The organism is Acidovorax facilis (assembly GCF_023913775.1).
Classification (GTDB): domain Bacteria; phylum Pseudomonadota; class Gammaproteobacteria; order Burkholderiales; family Burkholderiaceae_C; genus Acidovorax; species Acidovorax facilis.
This window is the reverse complement of record NZ_JAMXAX010000038.1, coordinates 8,413-25,823: the sequence shown is the minus strand read 5'-3', so window position 1 is coordinate 25,823 and position 17,411 is coordinate 8,413. Positions and strand designations below refer to the sequence as shown.

The following is a 17,411-nucleotide window of genomic DNA, read 5'->3' as shown; positions in this document are numbered from 1 at the left end:
CAAACTTATCGCAGTGATTTCGCCCGAATCGGCCGAAGCAGTACTGGCTGCGATGCGTGCCCATCCGCTCGGTGCCGATGCTGCTCGCATCGGCGAAGTCACGGTCGACCCGCACCATTTCGTGCAGATGGCGACCAGTTTTGGTGGGCGCCGCGTGGTTGACTGGTTGACAGGTGAACAGTTGCCGCGGATCTGTTGATACACCTGCCCCGCAACGCGCCATCCCCACGGGGCGCAGCCTGCAGCCCGGCGAATCGGTTCTTCTGCGGCTGCTGCTGGATGGGGCGCCGTTGTTGCCGTGGGAATTGAATCGTTGGTGGACACAGATGCACTAGCCGATCACGGGAGATTAGGAGACGGGCATGTTGGGCAAGGTGTTTCAGAAGACAGACCTCGGCAAGGCCGAGGTCGCGTGCCGTCAGGCTGGCCTGTCCAGGGCCACCCGCAGCGTGCTCATCATGATCAATGGCAGTGACTCGGTGGGTGCGCTGGTTGCGCGGGGGGTAGAACAGGTGCAGAGCCATTTCGACGCCTTACTCACTTTGCGCCTGATTGAGCCCGTATCCGAACCCCGCACGCGGCTGAGACCGACCGATGAACTCCCAGGGGCCGCCACCCGTAGCACTGAGGCGCTAACTGCCCCTTCCGAACCCGATCTGGAGCCGCTGCGCCGTCGCGCCATGGTGCAACTGATGCCCCACTTTGGTCCCGACACGGCGGTGATGGCGGAGGCGCTTCTGGCTGCGCGCACCGCTGCATCGTTTAACCAGGCACTCGACGTCATCCAGGCCCAACTTGCCATTTACCTAGGGCGCAAGCAGGCACAAATCGAACTGCAAACCTTACGACCATGAACATGATCCACACCTCAGCCCTGCGCATCTTGCTGCTGTGCCACAGTTTTAACAGCCTCACCCAGCGCCTATACGCCGAACTGCGCGCCAGTGGCCACACGCTGAGCGTAGAGCTCGACATCAATGATCGTGTGACCGAAGAGGCCGTCGCTTTGTTCCAGCCAGATATCGTGCTGGCCCCCTTTCTGAAGCGTCGCATTCCGGCATCGGTGTGGCAAAGTGTGACCTGTCTGGTCGTGCATCCCGGGCCGCCCGGCGATCAAGGGCCGAGCGCGCTCGATTGGGCGGTGTTGCAGGGCGAGTCGCGGTGGGGCGTGACTGTGCTGCAAGCCAACGGCGATTTTGATGCGGGGCCGGTTTGGGCGCACGCGAGCTTTCAGACTCGAAGTGCAGCCAAGGGAGATCTGTACCGACGTGAAGTGACTGCTGCCGCGTTGCAAGCCGTGACCGATGCCATCCAGCACTTCGCACAAGGTCACAGGACAGCGCCAGATGCAGCGCCGACACCGACACCGACGCCGACGCCGACGCCGCGCTGGCAACCACTGATGAAGCAGGAGCACAGGTACATCGACTGGGCGGCTGACGATACCGCCAGGGTACTGGCCAAGCTGCATTGCGCCGATGGCCAGCCCGGCGTGCTCGATGCACTGTGGGGGCAGGCCTGCTACCTTATGGATGCTCACCCGGCCAGCGCAGCCGTGCTCCATGAGTTCCAAGAACGCGCGCCAGGTGAGCTGCTGGCGCAACGTGACGGCGCGCTCCTGCGCCGCACGCGTGACGGCGGCGTGTGGATCGGTCAGGCGCGGCTGTTGGCGGCACCGTCAGACGCTGGGGCCGGCTCATTCAAACAGATCGCCGCTGAGCTGTTTGAGCACGAGGCGGCTACCCTGCCGCAACGTCCTGTGCCGCTACAACGGGCGGACGACGAATGGGGTGAGCTGCGTTACACCGAGCACGGCCCCGAAGGCGCGCGCGTCGGTTGCCTGTCTTTTGATTTTTACAACGGTGCCATGTCTACTGGACGCTGTGAACGGTTGCGCGCCGCTTGGCTGGCGGTCTGCCAGCGGCCCACGCAGGTGCTGATGCTCATGGGTGGAGCTGGATTCTTCAGCAATGGCATCGACCTCAACAGCATCGAAGCGGCGGCCCACCACGCGGGTGACAGCGCAGCCGATGCCTCGTGGCGCAACATCAACGCCATGAACGACCTGGCGCTCGCGGTGCTGCAGACCACTGACCGGCTCACCGTGAGCGTGCTGCGTGGCAACGCCGGCGCAGGCGGCGCCTTTCTTGCGCTGACGGCCGATGAAATCTGGGCGCACGACAGCGTGGTGCTCAACCCACACTACAAGAATATGGGCAATCTCTACGGCTCCGAGTACTGGACCTACCTGCTGCCGCGCCGCCTGGGTGTAGTGGGCGCGAAAGACCTGATGGCGCAGCGCCTGCCGCTGCTGGCCCGCAGCGCGCTGGCCATGGGTCTGATCGACCATTGCGATGTGCAAGACCGTGCCGGGCTTGACGAACGCTGCATCGCACGAGCACTGGCGCTGGCTGGCTCCTACAATTGGTCCGAGCGGCTGGCGGCCAAGCAGGCACAGCGTGCCGAAGATGAGGCCCGCCGACCGCTTGCCGATCACCGCGAACAGGAACTGGCGCGCATGCACCGAAACTTTTACGGCTTCGATCCGAGCTACCACGTGGCACGCCACCACTTTGTGCACAAACTGCCCCACGCGTGGACGCCACGCCATCTGGCGGTACACCGATGAGCCGCGCCGCTGCTGGTTCGCGGCGAGTCGCCGCCTACGTCCCCCAGAGGTCATATGCGGCCCGGAGAAACCGGTTTGGCAGTGTTTTTGATCCAGATATGCCGCGCCGGGCGGTCTATGCAAGCTCGGTCGAAAAATGACGCAGCCTTTGATTTCGGAATCCTTACCCACCGTGCTCGTCGTCGACGACGAGGTGCACTCGCAAGACGCGCTACGGCGCACGCTAGACGACGATTTCACCGTGTTCACGGCCAGCAGCGCGGAAGAGGCGCGTGGCCTGCTGGAGTGTGAACCGGTGAATGTGATTCTTTGCGACCAGCGCATGCCTGGGCAGACGGGTATGAGCTTCCTCAAGGAGGTGCGCGAGCGCTGGCCCGAGGTAGTGCGCATCGCGATCTCGGGTTACACCGATTCAGAAGACATCATTGCCGGCATCAACGAAGCCGGCATTTACCAATACATCCTCAAACCCTGGGGCCCCGACCACCTACTGGAGTCGGTACGCAACGCTGTGGAGGCGCAGTCGCTGCAGCGCCAGAACAGTCGACTCGATCTGGAGCTACGCACCAGCACTGGAGTCCTGCGCCAGCGTACGAGCACGAAGATAACGCGGGCGCGTAACCACTTTGGGTTCGACCGGATCGTGCGGGCTCTGGGGAGTCCGCTGGACAGCATCTGTGCCACGGCTGAGCGTGTGGCGCGTTACGACATCTCGGTGCTGGTGCTGGGCGAATCGGGCACCGGCAAGGAGCTTCTGGCACGCGCGATTCACTACGCCTCACCGCGCCACACCGGCCCCTTCGTGGTAGAAAACTGCGCGGCAATCCCCGACACCCTGCTCGAATCCGAACTGTTCGGTCACAAACGCGGCGCCTTCACCGGGGCCTACGAAGACCATCCCGGCCTGTTCCAACGAGCCCACGGCGGTACCGTGTTTCTCGATGAAATCGGAGAAACCTCGCCAGCGTTTCAGGTCAAGCTCTTGCGTGTGCTGCAGGAAGGTGAGGTGCGACCGGTGGGCGCTGCGCGGCCGGTACCGGTGGACGTCCGTGTTATCGCCGCCACCCATCGTCAGCTGGAGCAGCGCGTGCGTGACGATCTGTTTCGCGAAGACCTCTACTACCGCATCGCCGGCGTCACGATCACCATGCCGCCGCTGCGCGAGCGTGCAGCCGACATTGTGCCGATTGCGCGCAAGACGGTGCTGGATGTGGCAGCCGAGCTGGGACACCCTGGTGCGGAGCTGCCTGATGACACGCTGGCCTTTCTGCAGGCTTATCCATGGCCGGGCAACATCCGGGAATTGCGCAACGAAATTGCGCGTGCACTGGCGTTGCACGATGGTCAGCAACTGACGCCGGGCGTCTTTTCCGCACGAGTCCTTCAAGGCCGTACCCGAGGCACCATCGACGATATGTCCATGGTGGTTCCCCAGAGTGGCACACTGGTCGAACGGCTGGACGTGATCGAAGCCATGGTCTTGCGCGAGTCCTTGCTGCGCCATCGCTGGAACAAGACGCGCACCGCTGCCGAGCTGGGTTTGTCACGGGTTGGTTTGCGCGCCAAGATGCAACGTTTCGGATTGGACAAATAATGTCAACTCCGTTGTTGACCCCATTTTTTGGGGGGGCGGCAGATTGCTCAAGAGGCAACACTTACGTTCGGGCCAAGCACGTTTCGCTGTGCTCCGAGTTTCTGGCCTTTCGCTGTGGCCGCGTTCGGCAGACCGTTGTGCTTCTACCTCTGGGGAAATTGAAATGGCTTCTGCGCGACCGTTGAAGGTGCTTTGGTTGCAGTCTGGCGGCTGCGGCGGTTGCAGCATGTCACTGCTGTGCGCAGACACCACCGATTTCCAGGGCCATTTGCGTGATGCTGGAGTCGATCTTTTGTGGCATCCCTCGTTGTCGCTGTCTAGCGGTGAGGAGGTAATCGATTTGCTTCAAGCCGTGCTGGATGGGCGTGTTCCCCTGGACGCGTTGTGCATCGAAGGTTCGCTGCTGCGTGGACCGTACGGCTCGGGCCGCTTCCACATGCTGGCAGGCACGGGCGTGCCCATGATCCACTGGGTGCGACAACTCGCGGCGCGCGCGAAGCATGTGGTTGCGATCGGTAGCTGCGCGGCCTGGGGTGGTATCACCGCCGGCGGCGACAACCCGACTGACGCCTGCGGTCTTCAGTTCGAGGACGATCGGCCCGGCGGCTTGCTCGGCGCCGGCTTCCGTTCTTCCAGCGGATTGCCGGTGATCAATATCGCGGGCTGTCCCACGCACCCCAGCTGGGTCATCGACACGCTTATGGCCCTAGCCGTTGACGGCCTGACTGACGCCGACCTCGACCCGCTGAATCGGCCGCGCTTCTACGCGGACCAGCTGGTGCACCACGGCTGCACCCGCAACGAGTACTACGAATTCAAGGCCAGCGCGGAAAAACCATCCGACCTTGGTTGTTTGATGGAGCACATGGGCTGCAAGGGCACCCAGGTGCACGCCGACTGCAATATTCGCCTGTGGAACGGTGAGGGCAGCTGCACGCGCGGCGGTTACGCCTGCATCGCATGCACCGAACCAGGTTTCCAGGAGCCCGGTCATCCGTTCCACGAAACCCCCAAGCTCGCGGGCATCCCGATCGGCCTGCCGACTGACATGCCCAAGGCCTGGTTCGTGGCTCTGGCCTCGTTGTCCAAGAGCGCCACGCCCAAACGCGTGAAATACAACGCTGTGGAAGACCACCTTGTGGTGAAACCTGCTATTAGAAAGACAAGGTTGAAATGAATGGCTCGACGAACCGGACACGCTGGCGGCGATGCGACCTACCAAGCACACCAGGGGCACAGCAGAACCAGTTCTGCGCTGAGCCTGGTTTCAGATTTGTCCCATTACGTGAAACCTGTCGGCAGACCTCGGAGCCCATGAAATGAGTCGCCTGCTGGTTGGTCCGTTCAACCGCGTCGAAGGCGATCTGGAAGTGTCGCTGGACATCGTCGACGGGCGCGTCGCCTCGGCTCAGGTCAATGCCACCATGTACCGCGGATTTGAGCAGATTCTGCAGGGCAAGGCGCCACACGACGCGCTCATCTACGTGCCGCGCATCTGCGGCATTTGCTCGGTGTCGCAGTCGGTGGCCAGTGCGCGTGCGCTGGCCGATCTGGGGCAGGTGCAGATACCTGCAAACGGCCAGCATGCGACCAACCTGATCCTGGCCACCGAGAATCTCGCCGACCACCTGACACATTTTTATCTGTTCTTCATGCCGGATTTCTGTCGCCCGGTGTATGCCGCTCGACCCTGGTACGCCGAAGCACTACGTCGCTTTGCACCTGACAGAGGCGAACACGTGCGCGCGGCGACGGCTGCGCGCCAGCGCTGGCTCACCCTGATGGGCACGCTGGGCGGCAAGTGGCCGCACACGCAGTCCATTGAACCCGGTGGCTCGACCCGCGCGGTCGAGGCGGTCGAACGGGTGCGCTTGCTTGCTCGCGTGCGTGAGTTCCGGTCCTTTCTGGAACGCCAACTTTTTGGTGCCTCTCTGGAGACCATGACTGAACTGGCGAGCGAAGACGCGCTCGGGCGTTGGCACGCACAAGACCCGTTGGGCAGCGACTTCCGGTTTTTCCTGACGCTAGTGAACGAACTGTCACTGAGTAAGCTGGGTCCCGGTCCTGGGCGTTACCTGAGCTACGGTGCGTATGCGCTGCCCGAGGGCGGTTACGGTTTGCCAGGCGGCCTGTGGCGCGCTGAGCCAGCCCAACTGGAAGCGATGGACCCGAGCCGCATCACCGAAGATGCCACCCATGCCTGGCTGTCCGATGCTGGCGGGCCCTTGCATCCACAGCAAGGGCTGACCGTGCCCGATCCAGACAAGGCAGGAGCCTATACCTGGAACAAGGCGCCGCGACTGGGGGGGGAAGTGATCGAGACCGGAGCTATCGCACGCCAGCTCGCTGGTGGAAATCCATTGGTGCGCGACGCGGTGACGCGACACGGCGGCACCGTTTACACGCGCGTTCTGGCCCGCCTGTTGGAGCTGGCGCGGGTGGTGCCGATGATGGAAGCCTGGTTGCAGGACATCCGGCCAGGGGAGCCGTTCTGCGTGCCGTCGAACCTGCCAGAGCACGGGCGGGGAACGGGTCTGAGCGAAGCTGCGCGCGGCTGCCTGGGGCATTGGGTGGAGGTGCAGCGCGGTCGCATCGCCAACTATCAGATCGTTGCGCCGACCAGCTGGAACTTTTCACCGCGCGATGCTGCCGGCATTCCTGGAGCGCTGGAACAGGCACTAGTGGGTGCGCCGGTTATTGAGGGTGAAAAGACTCCCATTTCGGTCCAACATGTCGTGCGATCATTTGACCCCTGTATGGTCTGCACAGTGCACTAGATGGCGACCTCACAATCTTCGCGGAGCCGTCTCCCAGGCGGCACCAGCTGCAGCCTGGGCAAGCCAGAGCTATTGTGCGCGGGGTTGAGTCAGGCCCTTTGCGATCGTAGAAACCTGCCATGAGCAAGGTCCGAACGCCCAGCCCCTTGAACCCGATCCCTATGGAGGGCGTGGACGAGTCCACTTGGCTGGATGTGATCCAGAAGATGGATGAGGTCTATACGCAGCTTATCGACGATGAGGTTGAGCTCGAGAAGAAGAACACGCAGTTGGAGCAGTCGCAACAGTTCATCTTTAGCGTCCTATCCGCCATGTCCGACGTGCTGCTTGTCTGCGACGAATACGGCAACATCGAGGAAACCAATGCGGCGCTGTGTGAACTCGTAGGCCGGGGTGATGCCAGTTTGCGCGGTACCCCTCTGGCGGCGTTGTTGGCCGATGTGGACAGCGCGCAGCATGCCCGTGACGTACTGGGCAACACCCGCGCTGTGCGCAGCGGTGAGGTGGTTGAGTTGAACCTGATTGATCGCCAGGGTCAGGGTGTGCCAGTGGATTTCAACTGCACGCCGCGTGTGGCCAGCTCTGGCCGGCGCCTGGGTACGGTGCTGGTGGGGCGGCCAATGGCCGAGATCAAGCGCTCCTACCAAGAGCTGCGCACGGCCCACGAAGCACTCAAGCGCGCGCAGCAGCAACTGCTGCATTCAGAAAAAATGGCCTCGCTCGGTAGACTGGTGGCCGGTGTGGCGCATGAGCTCAACAACCCGATCAGTTTCGTGCTCGGCAACGTACACGCCCTGCACCGCTATAGCGAGCGGCTGCGCCAGTACCTGGCTGCGGTGCATTCGGACCAGTCGCTGCAGAACTTGCAGGCCTTGCGAGTGCAATTGCGTATCGACCACTTGGTAGCAGACCTACCTTCGCTGATCGAGGGTACGTTAGAGGGCGCGCAGCGCACCGCCGACATCGTGCATGGCCTGAAACGCTTCTCCGCTAAGGATCGTGAGGAGCGTCAGTTGGTCGATCTGAACGAGATGATCGCGCGTGCCATTCTTTGGGTGCGCAAGGGTGCGGCGCCCACTTTCGAGGTGTTTTGGGAGGCCGGTCCGCCGTGTTGGGTGATGGGCAGCGGCGCGCAGCTGCATCAGGTATTGATGAATCTGTTGCAGAACGCGTGCGATGCCGCCGCCGCACGTGGTGCCACACCTATGGTCTGGATCCGCGCGACGCACGATGCGCATCAGGTTCTGGTGACCATACGCGACAACGGTATCGGCATTCCAGAAGAGAACTTGTTGCGGATTTTCGAGCCTTTTTTCACTACGAAACCGGTCGGCTCGGGCACTGGCCTGGGCCTATCAATCAGTTATGGCATTGTGGAGCAGCACGGAGGAGAACTAGCAGTGCACAACCACCCGGAGGGTGGAACGGAGTTCACTCTGACTTTGCCGTTGGCGTTTGATCCAGGGTTTACTCCTGCGCCTTCATTACCTTCATAGGCATATTCGTCTTTCCCCGCCTGAAAGGGCCTGGTGTGAGCGGATCGGTGGCGAGCTCAGCCAGATCGACGTGCTGCCTGAAATGCTCCGCCAGGAAACTCTCCCCGCGCTCTAGGACGAAGTAGCGGAACGCCTCTGCTGCTGGCGACAGCAGCTTGGACAAAGTGTTCACCACGTTCCACGCTCGCACCACCGGGGCGCCTTCTACGTCGGGCAGGGCGATGAGCCCATGGTCAAGTTCCAGGCCAAGAGTGTGCAGCGACAGGAAGCTCAGTCCCATGCCAGCCATTACCGCCTGCTTGATGGTTTCGTTACTGGCCATCTCCATGGTGATTCGCAGCTCCACATGGGCCTCCTTTAGGAACTTTTCCAAGGCTGCGCGCGTTCCGGAGCCCTGCTCGCGCACGATGAAACTCTGACCGTGTAATGCCTCTACTGGTAGATGTCCGGCGTTGGCCAGCGGATGCCCCACTGGCGTCACAAACACATGCGGGTGCGCGGCAAAGGGCTCGGCGCGCGTTGCCAGCTCCTTAGGGGGCCGGCCCATGATGGCGATATCGACTTCGTTGGCGTGCAGCATTTGCACCAACTGTTCACGGTTGCCAGCCGTCAGCTTGATCTCGATGCCTTCGTGTTCGCGACGGAACTCGGTCAACAAGTGCGGCAAGAAGTACTTGGCGGTGCTCACCATGCCAATGGTCAGCGTGCCCACCTCCAGCTTTTGCAATCGCGCAGCGGTGTCTTCTGCGTCCTTCAGGGTCGCCAGCATCTTGCGCGCGTACACCAGCATGTATTCGCCCACCGTGGTCAACGCCACCTGGCGCCCACTGCGTTCGAACAATGGCATGCCCACATGGCCCTCCAACTCTTTGATCTGCATGGTGACCGCCGGCGGCGTGAGATGCAGCGCCTGTGCGGCCTTGGCAAAGCTGAGATGGCGGGCCACCTCGTTGAACACGCGTAACTGCCGGAAGGTAGCGTTTCTCATTCAGAACATCCTTAAGCGATACCTTAACTTAATTCTAATAATTTGTGAATTTACTTTACTTGAGTTGATTTTTACAGTTCAGCCATCGCACCCAACCTCATTCATCCCAGGAGAACCGATGAGCAACACTGTTGAAACTGGCCAGATCACCGATGCCAAAACTCGCTACAGCGCAGGCGTTCTGAAGTACATGCAGATGGGCTATTGGGTGCCGGACTACGTCCCCAGCGCCACTGACACCATCTGCCTGTTTCGCATCACACCGCAGGACGGTGTCGACCCTGAGGAGGCCGCTGCTGCAGTGGCTGGTGAGTCCAGCACGGCGACTTGGACGGTGGTGTGGACCGACCGCCTCACCGCCTGCGACAGCTACCGCGCCAAGGCCTACAAAGTGATCCCGGTGCCAAACAACCCCGGCCAGTATTTCGCCTATGTGGCCTATGACCTGATCCTGTTCGAAGAAGGGTCCATCTCGAACATGACCGCCAGCCTGATCGGTAACGTGTTCAGCTTCAAGCCGCTCAAGGCGGCTCGACTGGAAGACATCCGCCTGCCTGTGGCCTACATCAAGACCTTCAAGGGACCACCCACCGGCTTGGTTGTGGAACGTGAACGGCTCGATAAATTTGGTCGTCCACTGCTTGGCGCCACGACAAAGCCCAAGCTGGGCCTGTCGGGTCGCAATTACGGCCGCGTGATCTACGAAGGGCTCAAGGGTGGCCTCGATTTCATGAAGGATGACGAGAATATCAACAGCCAGCCCTTTATGCACTGGCGTGACCGTTTCCTCTACGTGATGGATGGGGTGAACAAGGCCCAGGCCGCCACTGGCGAGATCAAGGGCAGCTACTTGAATGTGACCGGCGCCACGATGGAAGACATCTACGAGCGCGCCGAATTCGCCAAGGAGCTTGGCAGCGTGGTCATCATGCTTGACCTGGTGATTGGCTGGGCCGCCATTCAGAGTATGGCCAATTGGGCACGCAAGAACGACATGATTGTTCACATGCACCGGGCTGGCCATGGGACCTACACGCGGCAGAAGAATCATGGTGTGAGCTTTCGTGTGATTGCCAAGTGGCTGCGCCTGGCTGGCGTGGACCACCTGCATACCGGCACTGCCGTGGGCAAGCTCGAAGGAGACCCGCTCACTGTGCAGGGCTACTACAACGTCTGTCGCGACAGCTACACCGTGACCGACCTGCCACGTGGCATTTACTTTGACCAGGACTGGGCAGACACCAAGAAGGTGATGCCCGTGGCCTCAGGAGGCATTCACGCCGGGCAGATGCACCAGCTGCTTGATCTGTTTGGCGACGACGTGATCCTGCAGTTTGGCGGCGGCACCATCGGCCACCCGCAGGGCATCCAGGCCGGCGCCGTAGCCAACCGTGTGGCTCTTGAGACCATGGTCAAGGCACGCAATGAGGGTAGGAACATCGCGCAAGAAGGCCCGCAGATCCTGCGTAAAGCCGCACAGAGCTGCGGCCCGCTCAAGGCTGCACTCGATACCTGGGGCGATATCACCTTCAACTACGCCTCGACCGACAGCAGCGACTACGTGGCCACTCCTGCGATGTCGGCCTGATCACCACAGACATAAGGAGTACAGCACCATGATGACCAACCCCACCGGCCGCTTGACCCAGGGCCAGTTCAGCTTTCTTCCAGAACTGACCGATGCCGAGATCACCTTGCAGATCGAGTACGGCCTCGGCAAGGGCTATGCCTGGAGCGTCGAATACACCGACGACCCGCACCCGCGAAACACTTATTGGGATATGTACGGCATGCCGATGTTCGACCTGCAGGACGCTGCCGGCGTACTGCAGGAACTGACGGCCTGTCGCCAGGCCTTTCCCCGTCACTACATCCGTCTGATGGCCTTCAACGCCACACGCGGCGTCGAGTCGGTGGCCATGTGTTTCATCGTCAACCGGCCACCGGTGGAGCACGGTTTCATGCTGGAGCGCCAGGAAGCTCAAGGCCGCAACCTGCGTTACACGACAAGCGGTTACGGCGTCTCGCGGCCCGAAGGAGAACGCTATTAGCTTGATAGCTTCTTGCGCAAGACATATCTGACCAAAAGCCACTTTTAAGGTGAACACACCGATGTACGCTATCCCCGGTATCCATCGCACTGGCGCACAGCCCTCTCCTGTGTCCGAAGAAGTGGCGACTGCCGCGCCTGCGCCGGTCGCACGCACTGTGGCCGCTGTGCTCGCCGATGCGCAGATTGAATCGGTATTGCAGGAACTTGATACCGATCTGGTCGGCCTGGCGCCGGTGAAAGCGCGTATCCGCGACATCGCCGCGCTGCTGGTCATCGACCGGCTGCGTATGAACCTAGGCCTGGCGGCCCAGGCGCCAAGCCTGCACATGTGTTTCACCGGGAACCCCGGTACGGGAAAGACTACGGTGGCGCTGCGCATGGCCACCATCCTGCACCGACTGGGGTATGTGCGCAAAGGCCACCTGGTGGCAGTGACCCGCGACGACCTCGTGGGCCAATACATAGGCCACACCGCGCCCAAGACCCGCGAAGTGCTGAAGAAGGCCATGGGAGGCGTGTTGTTCATCGATGAGGCGTATTACCTGTACCGCCCTGAAAACGAACGTGACTACGGCCAGGAAGCTATCGAAATTCTGCTGCAGGTTATGGAAAACCAGCGCGACGACCTGGTGGTAATCCTGGCTGGGTACTCCGATCGGATGGACACCTTCTTCCAGAGCAACCCTGGCATGAGCTCACGCATCGCCCACCACCTGGCGTTTCCTGACTACGCACCACCCGAGCTGATGCAGATTGCGGAAAAGATGCTGGCCACACAGAACTATCACTTCGGGGCAGGCGCCAGTGAAGCCTTTGGGCGGTACCTGGAACTGCGCCTGCGCCAGCCGCATTTTGCCAACGCTCGCAGCGTTCGCAACGCCCTGGACCGAGCCCGCCTTCGCCAGGCCAGCCGCTTGTTTGCCGACCGCGACCGTGAACTTAGCGCGCAAGACCTCAGCACGCTTACCGAGGCAGATTTTCTGGCTAGCCGACTGTTCCATACGACGCAAGGTGACGCATGAGCAAGTACAAGGCCACGGCGTTGGGGCATTCCCCAAACGACGGAGCGAAAGGCGCGGGGACGCGCCGTCTTAAGGCGCTAATTTTTGATGTCGACGGAACGCTCGCCGACACGGAGAGCACCCACCGTGCCGCCTTCAATCAGGCTTTTTCTGCCGAGGGGCTGAGCTGGCACTGGGACGAAGCGACCTACACCCGGCTACTCGATATCTCGGGAGGCAAGGAGCGCATCCTGCACTATTGGCACGCCCGCGGCGACTTTCCGCACGACATCTCCGGCAGCGGCGTGCGTGACACCGTACAACGCATCCACGACGCCAAGACTGCCGTCTATGAGTACGCTGTGCACAGTGGTGCGGTCGGCCTGCGCCCTGGTGTGCTGCGGCTGCTGCAAGAGGCCAAGGCGGCAGGGCTGCGGCTGGCGATTGCCACCACTACTTCGCCGGTCAACATCGCTGCACTGCTGCGCACCGCTATCGGTCCGGACTGGGTTTATCAATTTGCGGCCATCGGCGATGCGTCCACCGCGCCACTGAAAAAACCCCACCCGCAGGTGTACCTGCAGATGCTCGAACGCCTGGCGCTGCCCGCCGGCGATTGCCTCGCATTCGAAGACTCCTCGAACGGACTGCACGCCGCCCGTGCTGCAGGCCTGGCGACCGTGATCACCCCCACGCGCTACACCGCCAGCCATGACTTCCGTGGCTGCTTGCGCCTGCTGCCCGACCTGGCCACCGTGACGCTGGCCGAGCTTGAGGACTGGCATGGGGTGCAGCCGGCTCAGCCCCATGTCCAATTTCCTGCCCATTGAAGGCTCGCCCGTCATGTTCATTCCCAGTTCTGTTCAGCCGTTGCGTCTCGCTCCCTCCATCCTCTCGGCTGATTTTTCCCGCCTTGGTGAGGAGGTGCGCGCCATTGAGGCAGGGGGGGCCGACCTGGTGCATTTCGATGTCATGGACAACCATTACGTGCCAAATCTCACTATTGGCCCGCTGGTGTTCCAAGCCATCCGCCCGCACGTCGGAATTCCCATTGACGTGCATTTGATGGTGGAGCCAGTGGACGCCCTCATCCCGCAGTTTGCCAAGGCTGGTGCCAATATCATCAGTTTCCATCCAGAGGCTTCGCGCCACGTGGATCGCACACTTGCGCTGATCCGCGAACACGGCTGTCAGGCAGGTCTGGCGCTCAACCCGGCCACGCCACTGGCCTGGCTCGACCAGGTGATGGAACGACTCGACATGGTGTTGTTGATGAGCGTGAACCCCGGCTTTGGCGGGCAGGCCTTCATCCCGTCCACGCTGGCCAAATTGCGCCAGGTACGCCAGCGTCTCGACGCTTATGCAGACACGACCGGCCGCCGGATCTGGCTGGAGGTGGATGGCGGCGTAAAGGTAGACAACATCGCTGCAATTGTGGCCGCCGGAGCCGATACCTGTGTGGCCGGCAGCGCTGTTTTTGGCGCGCCGGACGCCGACGGCGGCTACCGCGGCGTGCTGCGCGCGTTGCGCCAGCAGGTGCCCCAGTCTGCATGACGGCGGCGACCCATCCAAAGAATCCATAACTCCCGAGACACTACCATGGCATTTCCCCACCACACCACGCTCACCCGGTTTCTCATCGAGGAGCGGTGCCGCTTTCCCGATGCCAGTGGCGACTTCAACGCGCTGATCCTCGATGTGGCCATGGCCTGCAAGTCGATCGCCCGCACCGTGGCCTACGGCGAACTCGGCGGTGTGCTTGGCAACCATGCTGAGGAAGGCGGTGGCGTTGTCAATGTGCAAGGGGAGACGCAGAAGAAGCTCGATGTACTGAGTAACGAGTTCTTCCTGCACATCACCGAATGGGGAGGGCACTTGGCCGGTATGGCCTCGGAAGAAATGGTAGTGCCTTACCAGATTCCTGCGCCGTACCGGCGCGGCAAATACTTGCTGGTGTTCGATCCGCTGGACGGCTCCAGCAATATCGATGTAAACGTTTCGGTAGGCAGCATCTTCTCCATCCTGCGCGCTCCCCAGCCTGAGGGAAATCGCGCCGAGTGCGATGTGGTTGAAGCAGATTTTCTGCAGCCGGGCACCCGGCAGGTAGCCGCTGGATACGCCCTGTATGGGCCTACCACCATGCTGGTGCTCACCGTGGGCAGTGGCGTGAACGGCTTCACCCTGGACCCTAATCTGGGTGAATTCATGCTCACACATCCGCAATTGCAGGTGCCGCTCGACACCCAGGAATTCGCAATCAACGCATCGAACAGCCGCTTCTGGGAGGCGCCGGTCAAGCGCTATATGGACGAATGCCTGGCGGGCGCAGCGGGCACTCGCGGTAAGGACTTCAACATGCGCTGGATCGCCAGCATGGTGGCCGAGGCACACCGCATCTTGATGCGTGGCGGCGTCTTCCTTTACCCGCGTGACACCAAGGATGCGGCACGGCCAGGCCGACTGCGCCTGCTCTACGAGGCCAACCCCATCGGTTTCATCATGGAACAGGCGGGTGGCCGCGCAAGCACAGGGAGTATTCCCGTGTTGGAGGTGCAGCCTGAGAGCCTGCACCAACGCATCGGTCTGGTGTTTGGTTCGAAGCACGAGGTAGAGCGCATCGAGCGCTACCACGCCGAGCCCGTCCATGTCGAACTCGACAACCCGCTGTTCCACGACCGTAGCCTTTTCCGGGCATGCGCCTGACGCTACAGAAGCAGTAGCTACAAGCGCACTCTACATAAGCACTGCAGGTCAATTTCAGTTAAAACTATCAGGAGATTCGCGCATGTCCGAACGCCACCCGATCATTGCCATAACGGGCTCCAGCGGTGCTGGCACCACCTCGGTGACCCGTACCTTTGAAAACATATTTCGCCGCGAAGGGGTGAACGCCGCCATCGTAGAAGGCGACAGTTTTCATCGCCACGACCGCACCGAGATGAAACGCCACCTCGCTGAGGCGGAGGCCGCTGGTGACAAGAACTTCAGCCACTTCGGCCCGGACAACAACCTGTTTACTGAGCTGGCGGAGCTGTTCCGGACCTATGCAGTCACAGGCACTGGCCGGCGAAGAAAGTACCTGCACGACCCGGAGGAGGCCGCACCGTACAAGCAGCAGCCCGGCACTTTTACCCCCTGGGAAGACGTGCCCGCTGGCACCGATCTGCTGTTCTATGAAGGACTGCACGGGGCGGTGGTAACCCCCGAGGTCAACATCGCCCAGCACCCCGACTTGCTAATTGGAGTGGTACCGGTCATCAATCTGGAATGGATCCAGAAGCTCTGGCGCGACAAGGCCAAGCGTGGCCACAGTACAGAGGCAGTGACCGACACCATTCTGCGGCGCATGCCCGACTATGTGAACTACATCTGCCCGCAGTTCATGCACACCCACGTCAACTTCCAGCGTGTGCCCATGGTGGACACCAGCAACCCCTTCATCGCCCGCGATATTCCGAGCGCCGACGAAAGCATGGTGGTGATCCGCTTCGCCAATCCGAAGGGCATCGATTTCCCGTACCTGATGAACATGGTGCACGGCAGCTTCATGTCGCGCGCCAACACCGTGGTAGTGCCCGGCGGCAAGATGGAATTGGCCATGCAGCTCATTTTCACGCCTTTCATCTGGCGAATGATGGAACGCAAGAAGCGGGCCCTGTAAGTCCCCCACGCTGGCGCACTTCGCGTCGCCGCCGACCCCCTTTGCACCGCAGTAACCCCGCGGCTCTGGCAGAGCCGGCCCGCGGTGTGCCTGAAAAAGGCCTCGCCCGTTCCTGATCCTTCTATAGAGCGTCAAAATGAACCAACCATCTCCCGAACATGCGCGGCAAATGGCCAATGCCATCCGTATGCTGGCCGTCGATGCGGTCGAGCAAGCCAAATCCGGCCATCCCGGCGCTCCCATGGGCATGGCCGATATCGCCGAGGTGCTGTGGCACCGCCACCTGCGGCACAACCCGGCGAACCCGCGCTGGCCCGACCGTGACCGCTTCGTACTCAGCAACGGCCATGGCTCGATGCTGCTGTATGCGCTGCTGCACCTTACGGGCTATGACCTGCCGATCGCCGAGCTCAAGGCTTTTCGCCAACTGCACAGCAAGACCGCCGGGCACCCCGAGGTCGGCGTGACGCCTGGCGTGGAGACCACCACTGGCCCACTGGGGCAGGGAATCACCAACGCAGTGGGCATGGCGCTCGCGGAAAAACTGCTGGCAGCCGAGTTCAACCGCAGTGCCGACGGGGTAGACCACACCATCGTGGATCACTTCACTTACGCTTTCGCTGGCGACGGTTGCCTCATGGAGGGTATCAGCCATGAAGCTTGCTCTCTGGCTGGCACCTTGCGGCTGTCAAAACTGGTGCTGTTGTACGACGATAACGGCATCTCCATCGATGGCCATGTCGGGGGGTGGTTCACCGATGACACGCCGAAACGTTTTGAGGCCTATGGCTGGCATGTGATTGCAGCGGTAGACGGGCATGACCCGGCAGCGGTGGACGCGTCCCTGCACGCCGCCAGGGCGCAGGCGGTCCGGCCCGATGGCCGACCGACGCTGATCTGCTGCAAAACCGTCATTGGCATGGGTTCACCGGGCAAGGCCGGTACCCACGACGTGCACGGCGCAGCCCTGGGGGCGGCGGAAGTGGCCGCTACCCGCGCTGCACTTGGCTGGACTGCTGCGCCCTTTGATGTGCCGCGGGATATAGCCTGTGCCTGGGATGCGCGCGAGCGCGGCGCTGCCGCTGAGCGCTCCTGGCGCATGCGCTTTGAGGCCTACCGCAGTGCCTTTCCTGATGCGGCGGACGAGTTCGAGCGCCGCATCACCGGCCGACTGCTGCCCGCGCTGGCCGATCAGTTGCCTAGCTTGCTGGT

At 61.8% G+C, this 17,411-nt stretch carries 16 protein-coding genes; 15 read left to right on the top strand and 1 reads right to left on the bottom strand.

Annotated features, from left to right (window positions below; genetic code table 11):
* From NFX52_RS12945 to NFX52_RS12915, 7 genes are all read left to right on the top strand, one after another.
* Positions 1-199 (top strand): AIR synthase-related protein (locus tag NFX52_RS12945; RefSeq protein ID WP_252635668.1); only part of this gene is annotated, 199 nt, incomplete at its 5' end.
* 163 nt (positions 200-362) lie between these two features.
* Entirely contained in the window at positions 363-854 is a 492-nt protein-coding gene (locus NFX52_RS12940) for a hypothetical protein (protein ID WP_055394180.1), read from the top strand.
* Complete coding sequence (locus tag NFX52_RS12935) at positions 851-2,629, top strand: enoyl-CoA hydratase-related protein (protein WP_238385475.1); 1,779 nt, start codon at positions 851-853, stop codon at positions 2,627-2,629. Before NFX52_RS12940 ends, NFX52_RS12935 begins: the two co-directional genes overlap by 4 nt.
* Before the next feature lie 136 nt (positions 2,630-2,765).
* Positions 2,766-4,223: a sigma-54-dependent transcriptional regulator gene (locus NFX52_RS12930; RefSeq protein WP_055394178.1), complete on the top strand. Its 1,458-nt coding sequence runs from the start codon at positions 2,766-2,768 to the stop codon at positions 4,221-4,223.
* Between the two features lie 163 nt (positions 4,224-4,386).
* A complete protein-coding gene (locus NFX52_RS12925; protein ID WP_202907111.1) occupies positions 4,387-5,400 on the top strand; it encodes an NADH-quinone oxidoreductase subunit B family protein in 1,014 nt (337 codons plus the stop codon).
* A 142-nt stretch (positions 5,401-5,542) separates the two neighbouring features.
* A complete protein-coding gene (locus tag NFX52_RS12920) occupies positions 5,543-7,000 on the top strand; it encodes a nickel-dependent hydrogenase large subunit (protein WP_055394175.1) in 1,458 nt (485 codons plus the stop codon).
* 119 nt (positions 7,001-7,119) lie between these two features.
* On the top strand, positions 7,120-8,496 hold the full coding sequence (locus NFX52_RS12915) for a sensor histidine kinase (protein ID WP_055394174.1): 1,377 nt from the start codon (positions 7,120-7,122) through the stop codon (positions 8,494-8,496).
* Here NFX52_RS12915 and NFX52_RS12910 read toward each other — a convergent pair.
* Complete coding sequence (locus NFX52_RS12910; RefSeq protein ID WP_082437268.1) at positions 8,468-9,484, bottom strand: LysR family transcriptional regulator; 1,017 nt, start codon at positions 9,482-9,484, stop codon at positions 8,468-8,470. The two genes, NFX52_RS12915 and NFX52_RS12910, sit on opposite strands and share 29 nt — an antisense overlap.
* Positions 9,485-9,602: 118 nt before the next feature.
* Between NFX52_RS12910 and NFX52_RS12905 the strand changes: the two genes are divergently transcribed.
* From NFX52_RS12905 to NFX52_RS12870, 8 genes are all read left to right on the top strand, one after another.
* A complete protein-coding gene (locus tag NFX52_RS12905) occupies positions 9,603-11,072 on the top strand; it encodes a ribulose-bisphosphate carboxylase large subunit (RefSeq protein WP_055394172.1) in 1,470 nt (489 codons plus the stop codon).
* A gap of 28 nt (positions 11,073-11,100) precedes the next feature.
* The gene (locus NFX52_RS12900) at positions 11,101-11,535 is read left to right on the top strand and encodes a ribulose bisphosphate carboxylase small subunit (RefSeq protein ID WP_055394170.1); all 435 of its coding nucleotides are present in this window, start codon (positions 11,101-11,103) and stop codon (positions 11,533-11,535) included.
* A gap of 61 nt (positions 11,536-11,596) precedes the next feature.
* A complete protein-coding gene (gene cbbX / locus NFX52_RS12895; RefSeq protein ID WP_082437267.1) occupies positions 11,597-12,559 on the top strand; it encodes a CbbX protein in 963 nt (320 codons plus the stop codon).
* Positions 12,556-13,368 carry an HAD-IA family hydrolase gene (locus NFX52_RS12890; RefSeq protein ID WP_082437266.1) on the top strand — a complete coding sequence of 271 codons (813 nt, stop codon included), beginning with the start codon at positions 12,556-12,558 and terminating at the stop codon, positions 13,366-13,368. The genes cbbX and NFX52_RS12890 overlap by 4 nt, the downstream gene beginning before the upstream one ends.
* 13 nt (positions 13,369-13,381) lie before the next feature.
* Positions 13,382-14,092 (top strand): ribulose-phosphate 3-epimerase, encoded by a 711-nt coding sequence (gene rpe, locus NFX52_RS12885; RefSeq protein WP_082437274.1) that lies wholly within the window; start codon positions 13,382-13,384, stop codon positions 14,090-14,092.
* A gap of 45 nt (positions 14,093-14,137) precedes the next feature.
* Positions 14,138-15,241, top strand: a complete 1,104-nt coding sequence (locus NFX52_RS12880) for a class 1 fructose-bisphosphatase (protein WP_055394168.1) — start codon at positions 14,138-14,140, stop codon at positions 15,239-15,241.
* Between the two features lie 82 nt (positions 15,242-15,323).
* The gene (locus tag NFX52_RS12875) at positions 15,324-16,199 is read left to right on the top strand and encodes a phosphoribulokinase (protein WP_055394166.1); all 876 of its coding nucleotides are present in this window, start codon (positions 15,324-15,326) and stop codon (positions 16,197-16,199) included.
* Between the two features lie 136 nt (positions 16,200-16,335).
* A partial coding sequence (locus NFX52_RS12870) for a thiamine pyrophosphate-binding protein (RefSeq protein ID WP_289781598.1) occupies positions 16,336-17,411 on the top strand: 1,076 nt, incomplete at its 3' end.

Bases quoted from the DNA above. Each gene is read 5' to 3' on its own strand.
- NFX52_RS12940 (WP_055394180.1), top strand. From the start codon at position 363: ATGTTGGGCAAGGTGTTTCAGAAGACAGACCTCGGCAAGGCCGAGGTC.
- NFX52_RS12935 (WP_238385475.1), top strand. From the start codon at position 851: ATGAACATGATCCACACCTCAGCCCTGCGCATCTTGCTGCTGTGCCAC.
- NFX52_RS12930 (WP_055394178.1), top strand. From the start codon at position 2,766: ATGACGCAGCCTTTGATTTCGGAATCCTTACCCACCGTGCTCGTCGTC.
- NFX52_RS12925 (WP_202907111.1), top strand. From the start codon at position 4,387: ATGGCTTCTGCGCGACCGTTGAAGGTGCTTTGGTTGCAGTCTGGCGGC.
- NFX52_RS12920 (WP_055394175.1), top strand. From the start codon at position 5,543: ATGAGTCGCCTGCTGGTTGGTCCGTTCAACCGCGTCGAAGGCGATCTG.
- NFX52_RS12915 (WP_055394174.1), top strand. From the start codon at position 7,120: ATGAGCAAGGTCCGAACGCCCAGCCCCTTGAACCCGATCCCTATGGAG.
- NFX52_RS12910 (WP_082437268.1), bottom strand. From the start codon at position 9,484: ATGAGAAACGCTACCTTCCGGCAGTTACGCGTGTTCAACGAGGTGGCC.
- NFX52_RS12905 (WP_055394172.1), top strand. From the start codon at position 9,603: ATGAGCAACACTGTTGAAACTGGCCAGATCACCGATGCCAAAACTCGC.
- NFX52_RS12900 (WP_055394170.1), top strand. From the start codon at position 11,101: ATGATGACCAACCCCACCGGCCGCTTGACCCAGGGCCAGTTCAGCTTT.
- cbbX (WP_082437267.1), top strand. From the start codon at position 11,597: ATGTACGCTATCCCCGGTATCCATCGCACTGGCGCACAGCCCTCTCCT.
- NFX52_RS12890 (WP_082437266.1), top strand. From the start codon at position 12,556: ATGAGCAAGTACAAGGCCACGGCGTTGGGGCATTCCCCAAACGACGGA.
- rpe (WP_082437274.1), top strand. From the start codon at position 13,382: ATGTTCATTCCCAGTTCTGTTCAGCCGTTGCGTCTCGCTCCCTCCATC.
- NFX52_RS12880 (WP_055394168.1), top strand. From the start codon at position 14,138: ATGGCATTTCCCCACCACACCACGCTCACCCGGTTTCTCATCGAGGAG.
- NFX52_RS12875 (WP_055394166.1), top strand. From the start codon at position 15,324: ATGTCCGAACGCCACCCGATCATTGCCATAACGGGCTCCAGCGGTGCT.